The sequence below is a fragment of the Pantoea sp. sgz302252 genome, from assembly GCF_042610525.1.
Taxonomy (GTDB): Bacteria; Pseudomonadota; Gammaproteobacteria; order Enterobacterales; family Enterobacteriaceae; genus Erwinia.
Window position 1 is genome coordinate 231644 of record NZ_JBHDVM010000001.1, and the last position, 21013, is coordinate 252656.

At 53.9% G+C, this 21013-nt stretch carries 28 protein-coding genes; 27 read left to right on the top strand and 1 reads right to left on the bottom strand.

Annotation, left to right across the window (positions count from 1 at the left end; translation table 11 throughout):
- Positions 1 to 125 precede the first annotated feature (125 nt).
- The 11 genes from ACETPC_RS01045 (at position 126) to ACETPC_RS01095 (ending at position 6893) form a co-directional block, all read left to right on the top strand.
- The gene (locus ACETPC_RS01045) at positions 126 to 818 is read left to right on the top strand and encodes a replication protein P (RefSeq protein ID WP_380177782.1); all 693 of its coding nucleotides are present in this window, start codon (positions 126 to 128) and stop codon (positions 816 to 818) included.
- The gene (locus ACETPC_RS01050; RefSeq protein WP_380177784.1) at positions 815 to 1033 is read left to right on the top strand and encodes a hypothetical protein; all 219 of its coding nucleotides are present in this window, start codon (positions 815 to 817) and stop codon (positions 1031 to 1033) included. The genes ACETPC_RS01045 and ACETPC_RS01050 overlap by 4 nt, the downstream gene beginning before the upstream one ends.
- 143 nt (positions 1034 to 1176) lie before the next feature.
- The gene (locus ACETPC_RS01055) at positions 1177 to 1518 is read left to right on the top strand and encodes a hypothetical protein (protein WP_380177786.1); all 342 of its coding nucleotides are present in this window, start codon (positions 1177 to 1179) and stop codon (positions 1516 to 1518) included.
- Positions 1508 to 1690, top strand: a complete 183-nt coding sequence (locus ACETPC_RS01060) for a hypothetical protein (RefSeq protein WP_380177788.1) — start codon at positions 1508 to 1510, stop codon at positions 1688 to 1690. The genes ACETPC_RS01055 and ACETPC_RS01060 overlap by 11 nt, the downstream gene beginning before the upstream one ends.
- An 18-nt stretch (positions 1691 to 1708) precedes the next feature.
- Entirely contained in the window at positions 1709 to 2137 is a 429-nt protein-coding gene (locus ACETPC_RS01065) for a YbcN family protein (RefSeq protein ID WP_380177790.1), read from the top strand.
- Entirely contained in the window at positions 2137 to 2730 is a 594-nt protein-coding gene (locus ACETPC_RS01070) for a recombination protein NinG (RefSeq protein ID WP_380177792.1), read from the top strand. The genes ACETPC_RS01065 and ACETPC_RS01070 overlap by 1 nt, the downstream gene beginning before the upstream one ends.
- On the top strand, positions 2727 to 3494 hold the full coding sequence (locus tag ACETPC_RS01075) for an antitermination protein (protein ID WP_380177794.1): 768 nt from the start codon (positions 2727 to 2729) through the stop codon (positions 3492 to 3494). The genes ACETPC_RS01070 and ACETPC_RS01075 overlap by 4 nt, the downstream gene beginning before the upstream one ends.
- A gap of 966 nt (positions 3495 to 4460) precedes the next feature.
- Positions 4461 to 4685: a phage holin gene (locus tag ACETPC_RS01080; RefSeq protein WP_380177796.1), complete on the top strand. Its 225-nt coding sequence runs from the start codon at positions 4461 to 4463 to the stop codon at positions 4683 to 4685.
- Between the two features lie 2 nt (positions 4686 to 4687).
- The gene (locus ACETPC_RS01085) at positions 4688 to 5200 is read left to right on the top strand and encodes a lysozyme (RefSeq protein ID WP_380177798.1); all 513 of its coding nucleotides are present in this window, start codon (positions 4688 to 4690) and stop codon (positions 5198 to 5200) included.
- A gap of 7 nt (positions 5201 to 5207) precedes the next feature.
- Positions 5208 to 5582, top strand: a complete 375-nt coding sequence (locus ACETPC_RS01090) for an exotoxin (protein WP_380177800.1) — start codon at positions 5208 to 5210, stop codon at positions 5580 to 5582.
- Positions 5583 to 6179: 597 nt separating this feature from the next.
- The gene (locus ACETPC_RS01095) at positions 6180 to 6893 is read left to right on the top strand and encodes a YoaK family protein (RefSeq protein ID WP_380177802.1); all 714 of its coding nucleotides are present in this window, start codon (positions 6180 to 6182) and stop codon (positions 6891 to 6893) included.
- A gap of 79 nt (positions 6894 to 6972) precedes the next feature.
- On the opposite strand, the gene ACETPC_RS01100 is transcribed toward ACETPC_RS01095, so the two are convergent.
- Positions 6973 to 7221, bottom strand: a complete 249-nt coding sequence (locus tag ACETPC_RS01100; RefSeq protein ID WP_380177804.1) for a hypothetical protein — start codon at positions 7219 to 7221, stop codon at positions 6973 to 6975.
- A gap of 64 nt (positions 7222 to 7285) precedes the next feature.
- Here ACETPC_RS01100 and ACETPC_RS01105 point away from each other — a divergent pair, with 64 nt between their 5' ends.
- From ACETPC_RS01105 to ACETPC_RS01180, 16 genes are all read left to right on the top strand, one after another.
- Entirely contained in the window at positions 7286 to 8245 is a 960-nt protein-coding gene (locus ACETPC_RS01105) for a hypothetical protein (protein WP_380177806.1), read from the top strand.
- A 373-nt stretch (positions 8246 to 8618) separates the two neighbouring features.
- On the top strand, positions 8619 to 8999 hold the full coding sequence (locus tag ACETPC_RS01110) for an HNH endonuclease (RefSeq protein ID WP_380178823.1): 381 nt from the start codon (positions 8619 to 8621) through the stop codon (positions 8997 to 8999).
- A gap of 174 nt (positions 9000 to 9173) precedes the next feature.
- On the top strand, positions 9174 to 9671 hold the full coding sequence (locus ACETPC_RS01115; protein WP_380177808.1) for a phage terminase small subunit P27 family: 498 nt from the start codon (positions 9174 to 9176) through the stop codon (positions 9669 to 9671).
- A complete protein-coding gene (locus ACETPC_RS01120; RefSeq protein WP_380177810.1) occupies positions 9671 to 11401 on the top strand; it encodes a terminase large subunit in 1731 nt (576 codons plus the stop codon). Before ACETPC_RS01115 ends, ACETPC_RS01120 begins: the two co-directional genes overlap by 1 nt.
- Positions 11401 to 12705 carry a phage portal protein gene (locus tag ACETPC_RS01125; RefSeq protein WP_380177812.1) on the top strand — a complete coding sequence of 435 codons (1305 nt, stop codon included), beginning with the start codon at positions 11401 to 11403 and terminating at the stop codon, positions 12703 to 12705. Before ACETPC_RS01120 ends, ACETPC_RS01125 begins: the two co-directional genes overlap by 1 nt.
- Before the next feature lie 11 nt (positions 12706 to 12716).
- Entirely contained in the window at positions 12717 to 13565 is an 849-nt protein-coding gene (locus ACETPC_RS01130; RefSeq protein WP_380177814.1) for a head maturation protease, ClpP-related, read from the top strand.
- Between the two features lie 9 nt (positions 13566 to 13574).
- Entirely contained in the window at positions 13575 to 14792 is a 1218-nt protein-coding gene (locus ACETPC_RS01135; RefSeq protein WP_380177816.1) for a phage major capsid protein, read from the top strand.
- A gap of 46 nt (positions 14793 to 14838) precedes the next feature.
- Positions 14839 to 15021 carry a hypothetical protein gene (locus ACETPC_RS01140; RefSeq protein ID WP_380177818.1) on the top strand — a complete coding sequence of 61 codons (183 nt, stop codon included), beginning with the start codon at positions 14839 to 14841 and terminating at the stop codon, positions 15019 to 15021.
- 9 nt (positions 15022 to 15030) lie between these two features.
- Positions 15031 to 15357 (top strand): head-tail connector protein, encoded by a 327-nt coding sequence (locus ACETPC_RS01145; RefSeq protein WP_380177820.1) that lies wholly within the window; start codon positions 15031 to 15033, stop codon positions 15355 to 15357.
- 11 nt (positions 15358 to 15368) lie between these two features.
- Positions 15369 to 15695 carry a phage head closure protein gene (locus ACETPC_RS01150; RefSeq protein ID WP_380177823.1) on the top strand — a complete coding sequence of 109 codons (327 nt, stop codon included), beginning with the start codon at positions 15369 to 15371 and terminating at the stop codon, positions 15693 to 15695.
- The gene (locus ACETPC_RS01155; RefSeq protein ID WP_380177825.1) at positions 15692 to 16141 is read left to right on the top strand and encodes an HK97-gp10 family putative phage morphogenesis protein; all 450 of its coding nucleotides are present in this window, start codon (positions 15692 to 15694) and stop codon (positions 16139 to 16141) included. Before ACETPC_RS01150 ends, ACETPC_RS01155 begins: the two co-directional genes overlap by 4 nt.
- Positions 16138 to 16467: a DUF3168 domain-containing protein gene (locus ACETPC_RS01160; RefSeq protein ID WP_380177827.1), complete on the top strand. Its 330-nt coding sequence runs from the start codon at positions 16138 to 16140 to the stop codon at positions 16465 to 16467. Before ACETPC_RS01155 ends, ACETPC_RS01160 begins: the two co-directional genes overlap by 4 nt.
- A 48-nt stretch (positions 16468 to 16515) precedes the next feature.
- Positions 16516 to 16971, top strand: a complete 456-nt coding sequence (locus tag ACETPC_RS01165) for a phage tail tube protein (RefSeq protein ID WP_253453618.1) — start codon at positions 16516 to 16518, stop codon at positions 16969 to 16971.
- Positions 16972 to 17020: 49 nt separating this feature from the next.
- The gene (locus tag ACETPC_RS01170; RefSeq protein ID WP_380177830.1) at positions 17021 to 17413 is read left to right on the top strand and encodes a phage tail assembly chaperone; all 393 of its coding nucleotides are present in this window, start codon (positions 17021 to 17023) and stop codon (positions 17411 to 17413) included.
- A 23-nt stretch (positions 17414 to 17436) separates the two neighbouring features.
- Positions 17437 to 17706 carry a DUF4035 domain-containing protein gene (locus ACETPC_RS01175; protein WP_380177832.1) on the top strand — a complete coding sequence of 90 codons (270 nt, stop codon included), beginning with the start codon at positions 17437 to 17439 and terminating at the stop codon, positions 17704 to 17706.
- Between the two features lie 22 nt (positions 17707 to 17728).
- Positions 17729 to 21013 (top strand): phage tail tape measure protein, encoded by a 3285-nt coding sequence (locus ACETPC_RS01180; RefSeq protein ID WP_380177834.1) that lies wholly within the window; start codon positions 17729 to 17731, stop codon positions 21011 to 21013.

Genomic DNA, 21013 nt, shown 5'->3' on the forward strand with positions numbered 1-21013 from the left:
TGTCCTGCAAAGCTTCGTGAGAAATGGTCGCAGCTGGCGATTAAACGCGACAAGGCTAACTCTGGCTCCGGCGGCAAGCAGGCGCTGGACTTCAACAATACTGACTGGGCAGAGGGGTTACAGCTATGAGAAACGTCGTTACCGCCATCCAGAATCGTGACGGCCAGGCGCTGCAGCAGATGTACGCCGCTGAAAAGCCAAAGCAGCAGGTACCGGAGCAGGCGATCCACATCTTCAACGAGCTTTTCCGTCAGCTGAAAGCGGCCTTCCCGGCGCTGATGGCGAATATCAAAACTCAGGACGAGCTGAACGAGCTGCGGCGACAGTGGGTGCTGGCGTTTGCCGAAAACGGAATTACCAGCATTGACCAGGTTAACGCCGGTATGAAGCTGGCCCGCCAGCAGGAAACGCCTTTTCTCCCGTCGCCCGGCCAGTTTGTCGCCTGGTGCCGCCAGGGCGAAGCTAGTCGCTACGGCCTGCCGAATGCCGACGAGCTTTACGACATGGTGATGGAGTACAGCGCGCGCCGTGGCTTCTACGACAGCCCGGAAAAATACCCGTGGAAGAGCAACGAGTGCTGGCTGATGGTTCCCGCCCTGTATTCGCAGATGCGTGCCATGAACCTGACACCGGCTGAGCTGCGGCAGAAGTGCGTGAAGGAACTGCGCTCGATGGCGAAGCGTCTGGACTCAGGTGAGAAAATCGGCGCGCCGATCGCACAGATACCGAAGCTGCACTGCCCCGTTAGCAACGAGAAGGGCCTGGATAAAATCGCAGAAATCCGGCGGAAACTGGGAATGCGAAAGGTGCAGCCATGAGCAACGTAACGCAGTTGATAATCGAGCCGCCGCTATTAAGCACGGCACGCAATCTGGCGCTGGCAATCGTGAAGCTAAGCAATAAACCTAACGCTACGCTGGCCGACGCTCAGGACACGATACACGCAATGGGAATGCTGGCGCGCGAAGCTCACGATTACATTGTTGATGCTGAATTTGATCAGCGGAAGCAAGAAAGCAAAGGGAGTGGATAATTCAAAACCGTTACAGGGTAAATGCTTTGCTATTTTTCTTCACAATTTAGTTTCATTTGGCATAAGTGACACTATTCTTTTTAACTAAGTTAATGATTACTCTGTCATTGAAAATGCTGGCTTCCCAAATATGCGAGGGTGTCATGGACAGTAGATTTATAGCGGTCATAGCGCTTGAAGGTAAAGCTCTGGAATGGGCAGCTTTAAAATCTATTGGTGGCCACTGGCCCGCTAATCTAAACGGGCGTTGGGACAAGGCAGGGTTTTTGATAGGCAACCTGCATATTTTCATCAGCGGAGGCGGACAAAAAGGGACATTTGTGGCTTTTATCGACGAACGTACACCGTTAACAGGACATGACTTACCTGAGGCTGTTTTCAGGACGGTTGTTCAATCCGTGATGGGTAATGTGGTGCTTGTACCCGGATCCGTGTTTGAAGGCGATTCAAACCAAAATTTATCAGGAGAAAATCATGAAAGCTGAAATCATCCCAATTAAGCCCCGGCCAGATCATCTTTCTGAAGTAAGCGCAGGTTTGGCGCTTCTGAAAATGTTTCATGAAACAGGCGGACATAATAAGCAAACCGTCGAGCTGATTATGGCGAAGATGGAAGACGATCTTGCCAAGGCGCAGGAGTCCATTTACCGGAGGTGAGTCGTGCAGGACTTTTGTTTGCACAAATCCACCTTGGGGCAGTTTACCAAACACATCTTCGATCTCGTATCTTCCGGCAAACGCTGGCGCATCAAAATCACAGAATGGCGTGATCAACGCAGTATCCCTCAGAACTCCTTACAACACTTGTGGTACGCAGAGCTGAGCGCTTATTTAATTAAGCGCGGTAAGCCCTTTGCATCTCCTGAATGGGTTAAGGATGCGATGAAACACACATATCTAGGCTATGAAGCACGCGAGATGGTTGATGTGGTAACAGGTGGACGAACTCAGGTACAGACGCTACGGCATACGGCAAATCTGGATACAGGCGAAATGCATCACTACCTGACGCAGGTGGAAGCATGGGCGCTTAATGTCGGCTGCCGACTGACCGTCCCGGCCGATAGCGAATACAACCAACTCAGGAAAAAACAGGTCGCATAATGAAAGCAACCGCCAACAAGCCAAAACGACGGCGCTGTAAAATATGTCGTGAATGGTTTCATTATCAGGACTTCAGAACCTGGTGGTGTTGCCCTGAGCACGGAGCGCGATTCGCTCTTCAAAAAAGGGAGGCAGACCGAGAGAAAAAAAGGAAGGATGAAGCGCAACAGGAAAGACGAAGCATTAAAATCCGCAAGCTCGCAGTACAACCCCTCAGTTACTTCCATAAGCAAGCCCAGACAGCCTTCAACGAATTCATCCGAACCCGCGACGCCGGGCAGCCCTGTATCAGCTGTGACCGCAGCACAGGCGCGAAAATGAATGCCGGGCATTACCGCACGGTTGGTGCCAGCAAAGAAACCCGCTACGACGAAACCAATTGCCACCTGCAGTGTGAGCACTGCAACTCGTACCTCTCCGGGAACATCGGCGAGTATAAGCCGCGCCTCATCGCAAAGATTGGCCAGGCTGCTTTCGATTGTCTGGTGGGGCCGCACGAGCTTAAGAAGTGGACGCGGGAAGAGCTACAGGAGCTGGCGCGGAATTACAGGCAGAAAACCAGAGAGCTGATTAAACAAAGAGAGGCAGCATGAATCTTGAAAGCGCTATTAAATTCCATTCCCCAAAATCACCGCAATTCACCGATTCACCACGTGCAACCGCCTCAGAAGCTCTGACGGGCACGGATGTTATGGCAGCAATGGGAATGGCTCAGAGTCGCGCTGAAATGGGTTACAGCGCGTTTTTGGGAAAGATGGGGATCGGTAAGCAGGACAGTGATCGGGCTATCAACCTGTTAACGAAGTATGCTCTTGAAACCTGCGACAGGGTTGCAGCCCTCCGCAAACTCAACGGTGATATTAAACCGGCGGTCGCGCAAGCGCTCGCAACTTATGCCTACCTGGATTATTGCCGCAGCGCGGCCAGCGTTAAAGGATGTGATTGCTGCGCCGGTACTGGTTTTATCGAAGCGGAAGTGTTCACAATGAAATCCCCCCTGGCGGGCGGCGTCAGGAGGAACGTGCGGGAAGTTGTGCGGGTCCGGTGTAAGCCATGCGAAGGCCGTGGCATCGTATCAGCGGCCTGTAATGACTGTTCCGGGCGAGGCAAAGTGGTAGACAGGAAGAAAACAGAGGCACAGGGCGTACCAGTTATGAGTAATTGTAAGCGCTGTGGTGGCCGGGGTTATGAGCGAATACCTTCTACAGAGGCACACCGGGCAGTTTGTGAGGTCACTGATTTACTCAGCCTCGACACCTGGAAGAAAACCGTTAAACCCTTTTACGACTCGTTAATCGATAAACTCGAAATTGAAGAAGCTTGGGCGAACAGTACCTTACGTTCTGCTACTAGATAGCGCCAAAAAAAATAGCTCATTATTATATCGTGAGCTATTTACTTTTCCCGAAGTTGTGGTAATTTATCCCTAACGTAGGGGGTCAACCTTCGTTAAGAAGTCTAAGCCTGGGGTTCATGCCCCGGGCTTTTTATTTGTCATTTTCTGAATGACAACTATTCTTAACAAGGTAGTACTCAATGCGCCGCCCGACCGACGGACTGACCATTAATCACTGATGATAAACAGGCGCACCAAATTTCAGGCTCTGCTCAGGCAGAGCCTTTTTTATTACTGGTCCTGTTTATTGTACTACAATGGAACCTGTGGTGAATCCCCCTATGCGGAGGGGCGTATCAGTTATCATTCTCCTGAATGACGTTAGTGAATGAGCCACGCGAACTCTTTGACTGGATAGTTCACCGGGAGGCACCCGGCACCACATTCGACTGATGGACCAGCAAAATTCAGAGCATTACTAATTGGTTTATACGAGTAAGGATGTAAAATTTCAGCGCCATACTTAAGTAAAGTTGATGGTATGTCTGACAACAAAGAATGACGGCAGATTGGAAGTGCTTACCGATGTCAGTGATTGCCTGAAACAATTATCTCTTTCTGTTCCCCAGTGAGAAGATAAAAAGGCAAAAAAATATCCCCGCTCCATTAGTCTCGACAGACAGGTTGGGTGAAGCGGGGGAGCCAATACGGCCAACACCAGGGAATACCATAAGAATAATTCATAAAAATAAAAAATAGTAATTTTTGAATCAGAAGGCCCGCAATCGCGGGCTTTTTTTGTGCCTGAGATACGCGAAAGCATTTAGCCAGCGTGTTAATACAGGTCATAGATGCGGTACAACGCTCGCATAATTCAAAAGCTCACTTCGCTGGGCCTCTTTACTTCCGCGTCATACTCAATGGCGCCTTTTCCCAAAGACTATAGACAGCACCGCCCGTCAATCGGAGGTGATGATGAGTATTGATATGAGCAAACTGGCATCAGGCGCGGCATATGGCGCATCTGCCGGGACGATAGCGAACGGTCTGTTGACCAGGCTAAGCCCCGATGAATGGAGTGCTGTTGGCGTGCTGGCCGGTATCCTGGTCGCGCTGTTCACGCTCGGCATCAACTGGTATTACAAACGAAAAGCCACACTGGCGCAGATTCAGGCGCTGCAACGTTGGCCAAACACCGAAATCGAGGAATAGCTATGGCGTTATCAAACAGCCTGCGCAATAAGCTAATTGCTGCTGCTGGTGGCGGATCCATGCTTATCGCCACGATACTCCTCGGCGGCAAGGATGGTGTGGAAGGGCGCGCTTATGAGCCTTACAAAGATGTGGCTGGAGTCTGGACCGTCTGCGACGGACACACTGGCAATGACATCGTGAAAGGCAAGAAGTATACCGACCGCGAATGCGATCGCTTGCTCTGGAATGACCTGCAGCCGGTAAAGCGCAGCGTTGATAGCCTGGTTAAAGTCCCGCTGGCCGAATATCAGCGCGCCGCGCTCTACAGTTTCACTTACAACGTCGGCACGGGTGCCTTTTCCAAATCCACGCTGCTGAAGCGCCTGAACACTGGCGATGTTGATGGTGCCTGCGAAGAACTGCGCCGCTGGGTTTACGCTGGTGGCATGAAGTGGCGTGGACTGATGAACCGGCGCGATATGGAAAAGTCCCTTTGCCTGGCGGAGACGGCTGATGATCTGGCTGATAAATAACTGGCGCATGCTGCTCTGGTTCTTTTTGGCCGCCTGCTTAGTGCTGACCGGTAGCGCCGCGAGCTATTACCACAACCGCATGAAACAGGCTCAGGCAAGCGCCAGCATTGCACTGCAGGGTCAGCAGCAGGCCGAAGCTATCACGGGAAACGTGATAGCAGCTGTAAATCTATTCAACGACATCGCCAAGGCAACCCACAATGACAAGCAACAGAGCAAAGCAGAGAGCGATGAGCGCGTCGTTTATATCAGGAAGGCGATTAAAGGCGATGCCTGTGCTTTTCAGCCTGTGCCTGCCGCTGCTGCTGACCGGTTGCGCGAACACCTCAACAAAATACGTTCCAGTGCCAGCGGTACCGATACCGGCAGAACTGCTGGCTGATTGTGAATTGCCTGCCATTCCAGATCCGCTGACGTATGGCGACAGCCTGGAACTGAACGAACGATTACTGACTTCGGTAGAGAACTGCAACCGGGACAAGGCGGCCATCAGACAAATTGAGCTAATTCGTTGAAAACGCTTTTATGATGAAGTGATTAATCGCTTAGGCCGTCAAAAGAAGAAAATTGTGAAGTGTTTGGCAGAAAAATGACCTCTGGAAGTGGAAATCCACTTCACCTCCAGAGGTGATGCAATGCATCATCGTTACAATTGCCATGATGGCAGCGCAAATGTATACACTTCTTGAACTCTTGTACAACTTTATGTAAGCTAATCGTGTGGTCAAACCAGTTCGGGTTGCCATAAACTAAAAAAGATGCCGGAAATCCACTTAAGGGCATCTTTTTCAAGCCGCTTAACAGCGGCTTTTTTTATGCCTGAAAATCAGTATCAGAGCGAACCTGAAGTAACTTTTATGCGCCATAGTGAGGCCATTCCTAACAGGAAAATAGAATTTCATTTTTTTTGCCTCTTATCTTGTTGCTAACTCAAAATGAGCAGATCATAAGATCCCCTAGGTTGAACACGGCAGCCTCCATGCTAATCAGCACTGAAAATTTACGTAATAATGCTGCAGACACAAGACTTGCCTGCACTCTTGCTGCAGTTGCTGGAGCCCTAAACACAGCTGCATTTGAAATTGTTGGTTTTTTCTCTGCCAACATGACCGGTAACGTATCTTCGCTCTCGGATCATCTTGCTAAGGGCAACTTCGCATCAGGCATTTTTTTTCTTGGAATTGTTTGTGTATTCATTGCCGGTTCTGTGTTCTCCACCATCCTTATAAACGCTGGGCGCAGGAGGAACATACGAGCTGTTTACGTCTTTAATATCCTTATTGAAGGAGTTAGCCTTATTTTACTTGGCGTGGTGGAAATCTGGCTGAGACCACCATCGCCTGGAATAACACTTATCTTAAGCCTGAGTTTTTTAATGGGACTACAGAATGCGGTAGTGACTCGAATATCTAATGCACGAGTAAGAACGACACACATCTCAGGGACTTCTACGGATATTGGTATAGAGTTGGCCATGCTGTTTGATGTGGTAAGACGGAAAGAATCCCCCAAAGAAACCCCATTATATCTCGAAAGACTCAGGTTACACTCCTTTACATTAGTATCGTTTCTAATAGGGGGTATTACAGGAATATGGCTTTTTCATTTGCTTGGATATGGGTATTTAATATTTATAGGCGCAAGTGTGATTATGCTCGCATTGCATAACTTGCTGAAAAATAGTAGTATTTAGTGAAAATTATAGGTTGTTTCTCTGAGTGAATTATTTGAAATCATAAGGCGCATTTATGGTTGCGCCTTATGGTGGAGCTTTAATATCCTAAAATATTTTTAACGGCTATTTTAACCTCTGCGTCGGATATTCCTTCTGCTGTTGCGACCCTATAATTGGGGAGGGCAGGGATTAAGTAATCAGACACGGTGTAAACCTCTTTCCATACGTGCTCTGTATGATTATGCGTTTCAGTGATAACGAATGTATCGCCGGTACTTTTAGGGCTAAATGATTGAATTTCAGAGTCAAATTCCCCGCCAACCAGTAAATAGTTAAAGTTTTCCATTTTACGCCTCTTAAAATGTAATAAACCTTGCTGCTAAAGATACCGTGCCAGTCGAATATATAAAATGAGCGGTATCGTTTTTGCTAGAAAAATGTGTATTTATTCGTTAGGAGTGAACATGATCACAATCCCGAATGCTCCGGTAATCGGGGCAAATTCATTCACCGGCATATGGGTACCCGGCGCGGTAGTCACAGGAAGCCGCGGTGCTAAGCTTGGCATTACTGCGATAGACCTGACAGCACAAACCCTCGATTCCCGCATGCAGTACAAAGGCCCGGCTCACTCCTATATCGCCAGTGATGGTACGTTAAGGCAGTCAGCCATTAACGAGTGGCCGCTTGAGTACAATAGAGGCGTTCCGATCGGTCGGCATGAGCCTGAAAGGGCATCCATGAATTACGTCGCTGGTGTGGAATATGGCAGCATCGGCCCTTCTGGGGCGGTTAATTACGACTGGAACTATGGCCCCGGCGCTAAGCCAACGACCCAGGCTTCAGATATGGGCATTGCGTCTGCGACATCAACGCGCACCGGTGCGCTTACTGCCGTTTATTCCGAGGCAACCAATGCATTCATTGCTGCGGCGACAGATGGTGGATCGCCTGAGGTGTGGACGCTGATAAAGCGTCAGTTTACGAATGCCTCAACAGCGCTGCTGAGATGGTACGCTGCACGCGTCAGTGCGTCGGATTATCTGCTTGCTCGATGCTCGGCGGTTCCGGCTGGTAACTTTACCGCTTCTGTGTACCGTAAGGTGACGCCAACCGGATTGCTTTCTGCTGGCGCTCAGTTAGAAGCGGGCGACACGGTAACCTCACCAATGATATCCCTGACCGGGCAGCAGGCAACTCGCACTGCGGCAACGCTCACAATCGACACATTAGCAGCAGCGTCGCTGACTGTTATTTACAGTAACGGCGACACTGAAACCCATCAAACACCAGGTAACACGTTCACGATGCCTTTTGCCAAAAAGGACTGGGCTGTCCGGCGCATGGAAAGAATTGAGTTTGGAGCATAACTATGGCGACAGAGACAATCACGCTCACCGATAGTGAATACGTCCAGATAACGGATGGCACCAATAACGCCTACATGACCGTTGTAAGTTGGCCTGGCTTTTCTGAGGTTTGTTGGTCTGACTCTCCGTCAAAGCCCGCAGCTAATGCACCGGCACACGATGAGACAGGCAAGATAGGATTCACTCCACCACTTCAGGTATGGGCAAAGGCCAAGAGAGGCAGCGCCATGATTAACGTTACCCGATGGATTTCATAAATGATGAAGCCTTTCTGTCTAAGCGAATATAGTCGTGCGCTGTTAGGCGGCTATCTGGCTGTAACCATTATTCTGCTACTGAGCATATTGATATCACAATTAATCTGGACGTTATGATGCCATCAGCCATCCCTCGCGCATGCCGTAAGCTCGGCTGCAGCAAGACAACCACCGCTCGTTCCGGCTACTGTGATAACCACCGCAACGAAGGCTGGCAACAGCACCAGCGAGGACAGAGCAGGCACCAGAGAGGATACGGCAGTAAGTGGGACATCATCCGCGCCCTCATCCTGAAACGTGACCGGCACATCTGCCAGCAATGCCTGAAGAAGGGCAAGCCTGTACCTGCATCCACGGTTGACCATGTCAAACCCAAAGCACATGGAGGCACTGATGACGACAGCAACCTTCAATCGTTGTGCTGGCCATGTCATAAGGCCAAGACAGCAACAGAAAGAAGTCGTCAGGGTACCCATCAGCAACCTGATGAAATGTAAAGAAATGGCATCAAATGAGAGTCATTCTCATCAAGGCAACCAAGGGGGAGGGCGGGTCAAGAGTTCAGAGCCTGCGCCCCAAAGGACCGCCGCCTAAGTTTTTCTCGCATCGCCGCAGGTTAGAAAACTTTTTTATGGGTACCCCCAACGTACCCTCTCAGTGGAGTTTCCCCTATGTCAGGACCACCGAAAACCCCGTCACACCTGGTTTTGGTGAGGGGGAACCCATCTAAACGCCCGGTTAACCAGAATGAGCCTAAGCCAGAGAAAGGGGTACCCAATACTCCGAAGCATCTCGATAAGATGGGTAAGTACTGGTTTCAGCAGATTGCCCAGGAGCTTGACGGGATCGGCGTGCTCACGCAGCTTGACGGCAAAGCGCTTGAGCTTCTGATAGAAGCCTATACCGAATACCGACGCCACTGCGAAACGCTCGACCGCGAAGGGTATACCTATGCGATTTACAGCGAAGAAGAGCCGGACGAGGGCAAAGAGCGGGCAATTAAATTTATTAAGGCGCATCCGGCCGCGGCAATGAAGGCCGACGTCTGGAAACGTATTCGCGCCATGCTGTCAGAGTTCGGCATGACCCCGGCCTCGCGTAGCAAGGTTAATGCTGGTGGCCCCGATAAGGTCGATCCGCTGGAAGAATTCCTGAAAGCGAGGGACTGATGGCAAAGGTAGCAGACGGTATCCGCTATGCCGAGCGCGTGATGAGCGGCGAAATCGTTGCGTGCAAATACGTGAAGCAGGCCTGCGCCCGTTTTCTGGACGATCTGCAGGTAGGCGAGCGGCGCAACGTATTCTTCAGTGAAAGCCGCGCCCAGCACATCCTCAATTTCTATAAATTCGTGCCGCACGTTAAAGGTGATCTGGCCGGTAAGCCGATTGACCTGATGGACTGGCACATCTTTATCCTGATTAACATTTTTGGCTTCGTCGTGCCGCAGATAAACGAGCTGACGGGCGAGCAGGTGCTGAACAGCAAAGGCAAGCCGGTCATGGTTCGCCGCTTCCGCACAGCTTACAACGAAGTGGCGCGTAAGAACGCCAAATCAACGCTTTCCTCCGGCATCGGCCTGTATATGGCGGGCGCTGACGGGGAAGGTGGGGCCGAGGTGTATTCCGCCGCCACCACGCGGGACCAGGCGCGTATCGTTTTTAATGACGCCGTGAACATGATTAAGCAGTCCCGCGCCGCGCTGGGCAGGCTGTTCGATTACAACAAGCTCGCAATTTTTCAGGAGCGTACCGCCTCAAAGTTTGAGCCGCTCTCCAGCGATGCCAATAACCTCGACGGCCTGAATATCCACTGTGCGATCGTGGATGAGCTGCACGCGCACCGCACCCGTGATGTGTGGGACGTTCTGGAAACCGCAACTGGTGCCCGTTCGCAGTCCCTGTTGTTTGCCATCACCACCGCAGGCTTTAACCGAGAAGGTATCTGTTACGAGTTGCGCGATTACGCGGTGAAGGTGCTGAGCGGCGTGGTGGAAGACGACACATTCTTCGGGATTATCTTTACCCTGGACGAGGGCGACGAGCCCTTTGACGAAAAGGTGTGGCAGAAAGCCAATCCGGGCCTGGGCATCTGTAAGCGCTGGGACGATCTGCGCCGCCTGGCCAAAAAGGCCCAAGAGCAGGTTTCCGCCCGCAACAACTTTTTCACAAAGCACCTGAATATCTGGGTCAGTGCCGAGTCTGCCTGGATGGATATGGTGAAGTGGGAGGAATGCGAACCGCTAGCACCGGTGCACGAGCTGAAAACGTACCCGATGTGGGTCGGCGTGGATCTGGCAAACAAAATTGATATCTGCGCGGCGGTGAAAGTATGGCGCGCGCCCGCGGGCCACGTACATGCAGACTTTATGTTCTGGCTCCCCGAAGGGAGGCTGGATCGCTGTTCCCGGCAGATGGCCGAGCTGTACCAGAAATGGCGCGACAGCGGCCACCTGACGCTGACGGACGGTGACGTTGTGGATCACGCCGTTATCAAAGAAGACCTCCTGAAGTGGATTGCTGGTGAAAACCTGCGGGAAATCGGTTTTGACCCGTGGGGCGCAACGCAATTCAGCCTGTCGCTGGCGGAGGAGGGCGTGCCGATGGTGGAGGTGGCGCAGACGGTGCGCAATCTCTCTGAAGCCATGAAGGAGACGGAGGCGCTGGCCTACGCCGGGCGCCTGCATCACAACAATCACCCGGTAATGACCTGGATGATGAGCAACGTCACCGCAAAGACCGATAAAAACGACAACGTGTTCCCCGTTAAATCGACGCCAGAGGCAAAAATAGACGGCCCGGTCGCCATGTTTACCGGGCTCAGTCGTCTGATCCTCAACGGCGGAGAAGAGCCGCAGGACTTAAGCGGCTTCTTTGATAACCCGATAATGGTAGGTTTCTGATGAAAGAGAGCAAACAGCCCGGCAAGGTGAAAAGCGCGCTGCTGAACTGGCTGGGCGTACCGATCGGGCTGACTACCGGTACGTTCTGGCAGGAATGGATGGGCCTCAGCAGCAGCGGAAAGGTGGTCTCGGCTGAAAAAGCAATGCACCTGTCAGCCGTCTGGGCCTGCGTCCGGCTGCTGAGCGAGTCCGTTTCCACGCTGCCGCTGAAGATTTACGAACGCCAGCCGGATGGCTCACGTAAGCCCGCCACGACGCACCCGGCCTATCAGGTGTTGTGCCGCCGGCCAAATATGGAGATGACCCCGTCGCGTTTCATGCTGATGGTGGTTGCCAGCATCTGCCTGCGCGGCAATGCGTTTGTCGAAAAAAAGATGATCGGCAACCGTATGGTGTCGCTGGTACCGCTGTTGCCCCAGAACATGGTCGTAAAGCGGCTGGATAACGGCAATCTGGAATACACCTATACCGAGGCACAGGCGCAGCGCGTCATTCCGGTAAAGAACCTGATGCACATTCGCGGCTTTGGCCTGGATGGCGTCTGCGGCATGATGCCGATGGCCGAAGGGCGGGATGTAATTGGTTCTGCAATGGCCGTTGAGGAATCGGCGGCAAAAATTTTTGAGAACGGGCTGCAAAGCTCCGGGTTTCTCTCAGCAGATCAGGCACTGGATAAAGACCAGCGGGAGCGGTTACGCGGCTATATGCAGGCGTTCACCGGGTCCAGGAATGCCGGAAAGATTATGGTACTGGAAGGCGGGCTGAAATATCAGAACGTCACCATGAACCCTGAAGCCGCCCAGATGCTAGAGTCCCGCGCGTTCAGCATTGAAGAAATCTGCCGCTGGTTCCGCGTGCCGCCGTTTATGGTCGGCCATGCGGATAAACAGAGCAGCTGGGCATCAAGCGTTGAAGGCATGAACCTTCAGTTCCTGACAAATACCCTGCGCCCACTGCTGGTAAACATCGAGCAGGAGATTTCGCGCTGTCTGCTGGACGGTGACGACGATCTTTTCGCGGAATTCTCCGTTGAAGGCCTGCTACGTGCCGACAGCGCCGGCCGTGCCGCATACTACACCACGGCATTGCAGAACGGCTGGATGTCACGCAATGATGTGCGCCGCCTTGAGAACATGCCGCCGATTGAGGGTGGAGAGCTTTACACCGTCCAGCTGAACCTCACACCGCTGGAAGATCTGAAAGCCAACGGTCAGGCTGCTCAGGCCGCGCAGCTGCGGAAGTTGCATAACCATATTTTCCCCGACATACCTTTCGAGCAATCCCCGCTGAAACAGGCGGCTTAGGAGCTAATCCCATGACACTGAAAAGCCTTCCGGAAGCACCGGCGGGGCGGCCTTCTGCACTCTCAAAACGGGATTTGCCGTCCGCCGCGATGGAGCGCTGGAACGGCGGCATCAAGGCCGCAAAAGCTGATGACAACAGCATCTCTGTATTTGACGTGATCGGCGCCGACTACTGGGGTGATGGCGTAACGGCCAGCCGCATTGCTGGTGCGCTTCGTTCAATGAATGGCGCGGACGTGACCGTCAATATTAACTCGCCTGGCGGCGACATGTTTGAAGGCCTGGCGATTTATAACCTGCTGCGCGAGTACAAGGGAAAAGTCACCGTCAAGGTGATGGGCCTGGCAGCATCTGCGGCATCAATCATCGCTATGGCCGGTGACGATGTGCAAATCGGACGCGGTGCCTTCCTGATGATCCACAACTGCTGGGTTTATGCGATGGGCAATCGTCACGACCTGGAGCAAATCGCAGCGGATATGGAGCCTTTCGATAAAGCGATGGGCGATATCTACGCAGCGCGCACGGGTCTCAGTATTGAGGACGTAGCCAAAATGATGGACGGCGAAACCTACATCGGTAGCAGTGACGCGGTTGATAAAGGTTTTGCCGATCGCCTGCTTTCCGCTGACGAAATTTCTGATGACGACGACAGCCCTGCGGCGGCGCTGCGTAAGCTTGACGCGCTGTTAGCAAAAACTGACACGCCGCGCTCTGAGCGTCGAAAACTGCTTAAGGCTTTATCCGGCAGCAAGCCAGGCGCTGTTGCCAACCATGATGGTACGCCGGGCGCTACCGAAGAAATCAACCCTGACAATATTAAACAACTTGAAGACGTCCTCGCGGCGTTCGGCAAATAAGGAAAACCCATGTCTGAAGTTAACGATTTACTAAAAAAAGTCTCCGCGAAGCTGGAAGAAGTTTCCGGCACCTTCAGCCAGAAGGCCGAAGATGCGCTGAAAGAGGCAAAAAATTCTGGCCAGCTCTCTGCCCAAACTAAAGAAGCGGTAGACAAGATCGCCACTGAGCACAACGCGCTGAATGAAGCGCTTAAATTACTCAAAGCGTCTCAAGGCGAGCTTGAGCAGCACGTGGCTAATATGCCGCTGGCAAACGCGAAGAAAGTTATCGAAACCGTAGGTCACACCGTGATCAGCTCTGAAGCGCTGAAGGCATTTGCTGCCAGCGTGGAAGGCGGTAAGCGTGTCAGCGTGCCGGTTAACGCTGCGCTGCTGTCAACGGGCGTCGCTGACGGTGTGGTTGAGCCTCAGCGATTACCGGGCATCGATACTGCGCCAAAACAACGCCTGTTTATTCGCGACCTGATCGCCCCGGGTCGTACCAGCGCGCCGGCGATCTTCTGGGTACAGCAGACCGGCTTCACCAATAAGGCCGCCGTAGTGCCGGAAGGCACGACCAAGCCGTACAGCGATATCGAGTTTGCCACGCAGATCACGCCGGTTACCACCATTGCGCACATGTTCAAGGCGTCCAAGCAGATTCTGGACGACTTTGCGCAGCTGCAGTCCACCGTGGATGCTGAGATGCGCTATGGCCTGAAGTATGTCGAAGAGCAGGAAATTTTGTTCGGTGACGGCACCGGCGCACACCTGAAAGGCATCGTGCCGCAGGCGTCCGCTTTCGCTGCAGCGTTCAGCGTCGAGCAGCAAAACGGTATCGACGATCTGCGTCTGGCCATGCTGCAGGCGCAGCTGGCGCGCTTCCCGGCGTCCGGCCACGTTCTGCACTTTATCGACTGGGCGAAGATCGAGCTGACCAAAGACACGCTGGGCCGCTATATCCTGGCGAACCCGTCAGCGCTTACCGGCCCGACGCTGTGGGGTCTGCCTGTTGTGGCCACCGAGGCCGCCGCGTTCCAGGGCAAGTTCCTGACTGGCGCCTTCAACGCTGCCGCGCAGCTGTTCGATCGTGAAGACGCCAATGTGGTTATCTCCACCGAGAACGCCGACGACTTCGAGAAGAACATGATCTCTATTCGTTGCGAGGAACGACTGGCTCTGGCCGTTAAGCGCCCTGAGGCGTTTATCTACGGCAGCTTTACTGCACCGGCAGCCGCTGGCGCATAACCCCTTAAGGCGGCCTGCGGGCCGCCAGAACAATGAGGAAACCGCCATGAAACTGCGATCAATCAAACCGATTTATCACAAGGGTGAAGTGCTGACCGAAGGCACAACGTTTGAAACGCTGGAACAGCACGGGCGTGAGCTCATTCAGCGGGGCTATGCCGAAGAGCCCGGCGCGAAAAAAGAGTCCGGTGACGACGGCAGCGCCAAAGGCAAGGCGAAAACGAAGTAAGGAGTGATTATGCTGACCGTTGATCAGGTAAAGCATCACTGCAACATCGAGCAGGACTTTACCGAGGATGATGCCTGGCTGGTGGCCCGCATAAAAGCGGCGGTGCGGTACGTGGAAAACTCTACCCGCCGCACGCTTTATGAAGAAGCCGCCGATCCTCTTTATCTTGCCGATCCGGACGCGCTGCTGTACGGCGAGGACATTGAAACCGCCATGCTGATGCTGATAGCGCACTGGTATGCGAACCGCGAGGCGGTGGTGACCGGCGTCAGCGTGGCCACGCCGGATTTTGCCGTTGAATCTTTTCTTCAGCCCTACAGGATTTATGGCGTATGAGAGCAGGACCCATGCGTTACCGCGTGACGCTGCAGAAACCCGCCAGCGGACGTCTTCCATCCGGACAGCCCGCTACCGGCTGGACTGATGTGGCAAGCATACGCGCTTCTATTGTTGATGTTTCTGGTCGGGAGTTGCTTGATTCCGGTTCGGAACTTTCAGGCACAACCTCCCGCATATGGATACGCCGCGTCCCAGGTATTGCTGTTACTGGCGGCTGGCGAATCGTGCATTTGCCACCAACTGGCAGCGGCGAGACATACGATATTAAGTCAGTTACCCGTGCTGAAAACGGCCAGCGGCTTGAGTTGCTTTGTGAAACAGGAGTGAAGCAATGATCAACACGAATCTGGACTTTTCAGGCCTGAAGGACATTGCTAAAGACCTTGAAACGTTAAGCCGCGCAGAAAACAACAAGGTGCTGCGTGATGCCACGCGTGCTGGCGCAGATGTGCTGCGTGAAGAGGTGATAGCCAAAGCTCCCGTGCAGACCGGAAAACTGAAGAAAAACGTCGTTGTAATGACCCAGAAAGCGCGGCGCCGGGGGGAAATATCCTCCGGCGTGCATATTCGCGGCGTCAACCCAGGTACGGGCAACAGCGACAACACTATGAAGGCCAGCAATCCGCGAAACGCCTATTACTGGCGATTTGTGGAAATGGGTACGTCCAAAATGGCCGCACATCCGTTTGTTCGACCTGCCTTTGACGTCAGGCAGGAAGAAGCAACGCGTGTTGCGCTGGCGCGGATGAATCTGGCCATTGATGAGGTGTTGTCAAAATGACGGAAGCCGATGTTTATCCGCTAATAGCTGAACTGGCCAACCTTCAGGTTTATCCCTACGTCGCGCCATCCGGCACGGAAGCACCCTGGGTTGTTTATATTCTGCCTTCGGCGGTGTCCGGTGATGTTTTTTGTGGCCAGGCAGAAACTTCTACCACGTTGCAAATTGACGTATGGGCGAAATCAACGGACGAAGCACGCAGCATCCGGGATCAGGCCCTGAACGCAATACAGGTGCTTAATCCGGTATCTGTGAATGAAATGAACGACTATGAGTCTGATACTTCGCTTTACCGCGCCACGCTTGAAGTACAAATATGGGATTAACCCTGACGAAACCGCCGCCTGGCGGTTTTTTATTATCCGGAGAGAAATATGTCCTCAAAATATGAAAAAACGCAGGGAACGAAAATCAATGTTTCCGCCGACGCGGCCACGGAAGCCAACCCGACCGGCGCCACCTGGCAGAGTATCAACTGCTCCACCAAAGAGCTGAGCTACACCGGCGGCCAGAAGTCCGATATCGAAACCACCACGCTGTGCTCCACCGAGCAGGAAATGACGAACGGCCTGGCTGCGCCCGGTGAGGTAACGCTGTCCGGTAACTGGTCAGCGGATGAGGTCGGGCAAAGCACTCTGCGTACCGCCTATGAAACCGATGCGGTGCACGCGTTTCAGGTGATTTTCCCGTCGGGTAACGGCTACGCCTTCCTGGCCGAAGTTCGCCAGAACAGCTGGAGCCTGTCCACGGCGGGCGTGGTCACCGCGTCGTTTACGCTGCGCGTAAAGGGCAAGCCTGTGGCGATCGTACCGGCACCGGCCGCAGCATAATAACGGCGGCTCAGGCCGCTTTCTCCCGCATCAGTCAGAGAGTAATTAAATGGCAAAGAAGGCATCAACCAACCCTTTACGCGCGCTGGCGCTGGCGCCTATGGCCGGATTTCGCAGCAAGGTTATCACCGTCCCTGAATGGGAAAATACCAGCGTAAAACTGCGCGAGCCGTCAGGCCAGGCCTGGATGGAATGGCAGCAGATAATTAACCCCAATCCGGAAGGCGAGCCGGAGACGCTGACCGCCGCCGAACGTGCGCTACGCAACAAAAGCGCCGACGTGGTGCTGTTTATCGACGTGCTGCTTAATGAAGAAGATATGCCGGTGTTTACCGCCGAAGACAAGCCGCTTATTGAAAATATCTATGGCCCTGTACATGCCAGGTTGCTTAAGCAGGCGCTTGACCTGAGTACATCGCAGGCGGCCGCAGAGGCAAAGTAAAAGAGCCCGGCACTTTCTTTCTGATGACGCTGGCGCTGCGGCTGGGGCGCACTCTCCATGAGCTGAAAGAGACGCTGACCGCCAGCGAGCTCCGGATGTGGATTGAATATGACAGGGTAAATCCCATCAGCGACCGGCGCGGCGATATTCAGTCTGCCCAGGTGGCCACCGCCGTCCTTAACTCGCAGGGGGCGAAGGTCAAAATGGAAGACGTTCTGCTGCAGTGGCGCGAGCCTGATCCGGTTGAGGAAAGTGGCGGGCTTGAGAATTTCTTTGCTGCGCTGTCCGGCTAGCGCAACACTAACAGGGTGATTTATGGCTACGCTGCGCGAACTTATTATCAAGATTTCGGCAAATTCCAGCTCGTTTCAGTCCGAGATTGCGCGCGCGTCGCGGATGGGCTCTGATTACTATAAAACCATGGAGCAGGGCGGGCGCCGGGCCGCTGCCGCCACGCGGGAAACGCAGCGATCGCTGGGCGAGCTTAATTCTCAGCTGGCATCCGTTCGCTCTACCGCAACCGGTATGGCGGGAGCGTTTGCTGGCGCCTTTGCTACCAGTCAGCTGATCCATTATATGGACACCTGGAACCAGCTCAGCGGTCGCTTGCGGCTGGCCTCCACGTCAGCGGATGATTTTGCAAATTCACAGCAAACGCTGATGACCATCAGTCAGCGCACCGGTACCTCTTTTGAAGCCAATGCTAACCTTTATAGCCGAATCGCCTCATCCCTGCGCGATGCGGGCTATGCCTCTGCGGACGTGGCGAAAGTAACCGAAACCGTGGCAACGTCCCTGAAGCTTTCCGGTGCCAGCACGGAAGAGGCCAGCTCGGTTATAACCCAGCTCAGCCAGGCGCTGGGATCGGGCGTGCTGCGCGGTGAGGAATTCAACGCCATTATGGAAAACGGCGGGCGGCTGGCGAAGTTTCTGGCCGACGGCCTGCACACCACGATTGGCGGCCTGCGCAACATGGCCAATAACGGCGAGCTGACCACCGATAAAATCGTGCCGCTGCTGACCAACGTTGAGCAGTTGCGTAAGGAGTTCGACACGCTTCCGGCATCAATCAGCGGATCGGCTCAGAAGGTTGAAAACGCCTTTATGCAGTGGGTTGGTGGCGCTAACAATGCAGTAGGCGCATCTTCGTCCCTGTCAGGCGTACTGGATGGCCTGGCGAAAAATATTGATACCGTTGCCAACGTAGCAGGCGCGCTGGTCGGTCTGGGCGTGGCTCGCTATTTCGGAAACATGGTTTCCAGCGTCACCACGGCGACCGCTTCGGTTATCTCCAATACGGCCGCCGAGGTCGCGCTTGCGCAGGCACAGGTTCGCGGCACGCAGGTCAGCGTGGCCACTGCGCGGCAGGCAGTCTATCGTGCGCAGCAGGCGCGAACAGCAGCCGCAGGTATTGAGGCCCAGATTGCAGCCGAGAGGCAACTGGCAGCAGCGCAGGCAGGTCTTAATACCTCGATTGCCAGCAGGAGCGCGGCAGCAATCCGCCTGACGGAAACGGCATCAGTGATGTCGCGTCTTGGAAGTGGGGTGCTGGGCATACTTGGTGGCTGGCCAGGTGTGATTATCGCCGCAGGCACCGCTCTTTACGGTGTCTCTCAGCACATGGAGCAGGTGCATAACGAGGCTGTGGGGTTTGCTGACAGCCTCGATGCCATTAACGGTAAGCTGCAGAAAATGTCGGTGGCGGGCCTGCGAGCAACTTTTGCCGATGCGCGCGGCTCGCTGGATGCACAGAAAAAAGATCTGGCTGATATCGATGAGCAGATCCGTAAGACGCGCGACAGCCTCCGCGGTATGCAGGATATGGAGAAGCAGTATGATGAGCACCCCTGGCTGGCGCGCATCAACAACCTGATGACGGCGGAAGAACTGACGAAACGGCAGCAGGAAGCCACCGACCAGCTCAACAGGCTTGATTATCAGCGTGAGCAGGCAGCGGCAAAAGTTGAAGCCACGCAAAAGCTGGTAAATGACGCCAGCGACTTTGCTACCAAAAAAGCCATTGAGCAGGCTGGCGCGGTTTCCATCCTTAAGGGCGCTTACGATCTCCTTAATCGCTCAATGAGCGCTACCGGCAACGCTACGCCGCCTCAATATGCCGGACCGGTTATTTCACTGGCAAAGGCCACGCCCCAGCAGACAACTGCACTCGAAAAAGCGCGTCGAGATAACGAGCTCGCCAGCCTGTCAGGACTGCAAAAACTACATGCCCAGCATCAGTATGAAGCCGATGATCTGAAGCTTACGGGCGCGCTGTATACGCAGTACGTTTATAACAAAGACCAGGCGGCAAAGAAGGATGCCGAATCTGCCCAGGCTAAGAAGGACGATACAGCCGCAACTAACGCCCAGGAAAAAGCGGCACGTGAGGCAGCGCAGACGGCAGAGCAGTATTCCCGAAAGATGGCCGATCTCAGCGTGGCGGTGGAAGTACAACGGGTACGCGCCACAGACGGGGAGAAAGCCTCCGAACTCTATGCTGCGTCGCATCAGGCCGGTGTTAAATGGACGGACGAACAGCGAAAGGCCATTCGGGCCTCTTCGGTCGAGCTGGAAACGTGGACGCAGAAAGCGGACGCGAACGTTAAAAAGCAACGCGAGCAGACCGAAGCACTGAAAGACCTGACCGACGCCGCGCGCAAATACCGTGATGACGCTACGTTAACCACAACAACGGCTGGCATGGGCGATCGGCAGCGTGACAGATTCAACGAGCAGCAGCAGGTCGAGCGTGTTTTTGATAAAACAGACAAGGGCGCAGAAGCCATTGCCGCGCGTAATGCGGCACTGGATGCGCTGTATAAAAAGTACAAGGCAACTGCTGCCGTAGAATCCAGCTGGCTGAACGGCGTTTCCCGCGGCTATGAAAACTGGCTCGAAAGCGCCAGCAATATCTCCGGCACGGTTTCACAGGGGATCACGTCCACGATGGACAGCGCGCTGGATAATATGGCGGCCGGACTGGCAGGGAGTAAGGCCGACTGGAAAAGCTGGGGATTGTCTGTCCTGCAGATGATTTCCAAAGTGGCGCTACAGATGGCGATTGTGAATTCGCTTCAGGCGGCGGGTGGTTCTGCGCTGTCTGGTATCTTCAGTGGTCTTGCAAGCGGCATCGGCGGCGCAGCTTCGGGAGCGGTCGGGGCAGCAGGAGGAACAGGAGCCCTGGGAATGTCTACCAGCTTCAGTGCCTATGACGGCGGCGGCTTTACCGGCGCGGGCGGAAAATATGATCCGGCCGGCATTGTGCACCGTGGCGAATTCGTCTTTACCAAAGAAGCCACTGATCGGATCGGCGTATCCAACCTGTACAGCATGATGAAAGGATATGCCAGCGGTGGCGTGGTAAGCGGTGCGGGGGGTATCGACGCATTTTCCTCCGGCGTAAATGCGGCTTCCGGTAACGGCATAGGAGGCATTCAGGTTAGCGCGCCCGTGACGATTGTGCAGGATAGCGGGTCCGGAAGTGTCAGCAGCGCTAATACAGCCAGCACGGCAAAGCAGTTACAGGCCATCGTTCAGACCACTGTTACCGACAGGCTGAGGAAAGAAATGTCGCCCGGCGGGCTGCTTTATAGGAGTTAA